This is a genomic window from Aquimarina sp. I32.4, assembly GCF_002924285.1.
In the GTDB taxonomy this organism is placed as follows: Bacteria; Bacteroidota; Bacteroidia; order Flavobacteriales; family Flavobacteriaceae; genus Aquimarina.
Genome location: NZ_PGUB01000216.1, coordinates 1 through 2,282 on the forward strand (window position 1 = coordinate 1; position 2,282 = coordinate 2,282).

General features: G+C 30.2%; 3 protein-coding genes. All 3 read left to right on the top strand.

Annotated features, from left to right (window positions below; all coding sequences use genetic code 11):
- Positions 1 to 394: 394 nt before the first annotated feature.
- The 3 genes from CVD18_RS22035 (at position 395) to CVD18_RS22045 (ending at position 2,184) form a co-directional block, all read left to right on the top strand.
- Positions 395 to 595 (top strand): hypothetical protein, encoded by a 201-nt coding sequence (locus tag CVD18_RS22035; protein ID WP_103867605.1) that lies wholly within the window; start codon positions 395 to 397, stop codon positions 593 to 595.
- A 114-nt stretch (positions 596 to 709) separates the two neighbouring features.
- Complete coding sequence (locus CVD18_RS23025; protein ID WP_199185130.1) at positions 710 to 1,726, top strand: hypothetical protein; 1,017 nt, start codon at positions 710 to 712, stop codon at positions 1,724 to 1,726.
- Positions 1,717 to 2,184: a hypothetical protein gene (locus CVD18_RS22045; protein ID WP_103867606.1), complete on the top strand. Its 468-nt coding sequence runs from the start codon at positions 1,717 to 1,719 to the stop codon at positions 2,182 to 2,184. The genes CVD18_RS23025 and CVD18_RS22045 overlap by 10 nt, the downstream gene beginning before the upstream one ends.
- Positions 2,185 to 2,282: the final 98 nt, after the last annotated feature.

The window sequence follows — 2,282 nt, forward strand, 5'->3', positions numbered from 1 at the left end:
AGTCTTTGAAATCTTCAGGAATCATCAAAAATAAAATTTAGGCTAAGATAAAACATATACAAATCATAACTAAGCCTCTTTTAATCAACAAAAAAAACATTCTTCTGTAAAGATAGAGAAAAATGAGAAAACAGAATTTCAAGAAAACCTAACTAATAATTTAAAAAATAAATTAATTGGTAAAGTTTATTCAGATATTAATGAAATTGAAGATTTTAAGGGGTATCATTCAGGTGGTGGTACTATAGGAGAGACTTTTAATGGTAAGAATTATTCTATAACAAATGTCAGAGGTAAAGGGGACAAGACTAAATATATTTTATTCGAAGAACAGAAAGAAAATCAAAAACTATTTAAAATTATTGATTTATTAGACTTGACAAAGGAAAAATTATTGGAAACTGATAATTTATATTATCATTTCTGTTTCAAAGATGGAAAACAAGATGAAGAAATAATAGCAATTGCTAAATACGAAGAAGAAGAGTTTTTAACCAAAATATTAAAAGCTTGGCGCGCTGATCGTAAGACAGAGAAAATCATTGAAATTCCAGTTAAAGGCATTAAGGTTGAGAATATGGAGTATGGTATTTAATAACAATGTCAATTTAATTTCCTCACGCTGGCCCTTGCTACCGCTAATCTGTGCTTAGTGGCGGTATGAGTAAGCAATACAATATATAAAAAACCACAGCAGTACAGTAGTGTTGTGGTTTTAAAATCTCTTTATCAATTCTCCTCAGATACAGAAACCAGTAAAGAAAGGAAATATTCAGATATGTCTACACATCCAGAAAAACCTATCTATTGGTACACTAAAAAAGATGGGACAAAAGTTCACAGTACAGCGGCTGGGTCATATCAAATTATGAAAGAAACGTGGTGGGATTATAATGGTCATGTAGTAAAAGATCATAAAAAAGCAGGTAGAAACGAAAACAGAAACTTTGTTAAAAAGTACGGGATTAAGGATTTCTCACCAAAATCTCAAGATGAATTTTGTATTGCCTTATTAATACATGGATATAAAGCAAAAAATCAACTAAACTATTTGCTAAATGGTTTTGTAACCAGGGCAATAGAAGAATGTGCATCACATACTTGGGCTAGTTTTACACCTGGAAGATATGAAAATCAAGGACCAACGAAAGGACTTACAAAGAGGTCAGAAATAAAAGATGCTATACATAACGCTAGAGTAAAACAATGGGAAGCGTATGATAAATTTCTTGCTGAAGAGTTAGCAGGACAATCAGATTTACATTTAGAACCTGGGTTTTTAAAAAAGTTTGGAATTAAAGAGCCTGAAGCGCAAGAATTGATAGAAAATAAAAAGGAAGGGCTTGATTTAAATAAAGCAATTGAAGGATTAAATAAAAGAGCAGGAGCTAATGATACAGCTGTAGGGTATTGTGCTAAATATGTTAGATGGGCATTAGAAAATGGTGGAATGAAAACATGGGGAGCAACTGAAATTGAACAAAGGCCTAATTATGCGTGTAATTATGGACCATTTTTACTTCATAAAGGATTTATAGAAGTGTCTAATGGAGATTATAAAAAAGGAGACATAGTTGTTATAGAATCTTTTTCAGGGCACAAAGCTGGTCATATACAGATGTATAATGGTAAAAACTGGGTTTCTGATTTTGTTCAGAACTATTTTTATCCTGGTAGAGCCTACAGGAAAGCAGAACCAAATTATAAAACTTACCGATGGGAATAAATACAGATTTTAAACTTTTAGTTATTTCTTTTTTTGCGTTTTTCATAATTTCATGTAAAGGCAATCAAAAAAATGATAATGGGCATTCCGACGATACTTCAATTGTAAAAAAGGAATTAAAAGACCAGTTTTCTAAAACTGATCAAATTGATTTTATAAAAAGCTTTTACACAAAGTATTTGAGAGATTTGAATGAGCATACTAATACATGTGTGTTTAGGGAATATTTATCTGAGGAATTAATTAATGTTCTCAATAAATTAGATTATAATGCAATTATTGACGCTCAAGATTATGGCAAATTTGATTTAAATACATTAAAAGTTTTAAAAACAAAAAAAATAGATATTTATAGAGTTTCATTTATCAATATGAATAAAGAAGTACTTACTGACGTTAAAATTGTTTCAAGAGGTAATTCATATATAATAACAGAGCTTACTAATGATCTGTTTTGACCCCTATAAAACAAGAGTAATCGGATCTGTAAATTAAACTCTGTCTGTTGTTTCAATTCCTTTGGGGCTAGCCCCAAAGGAATTGGTGTTTAATATCA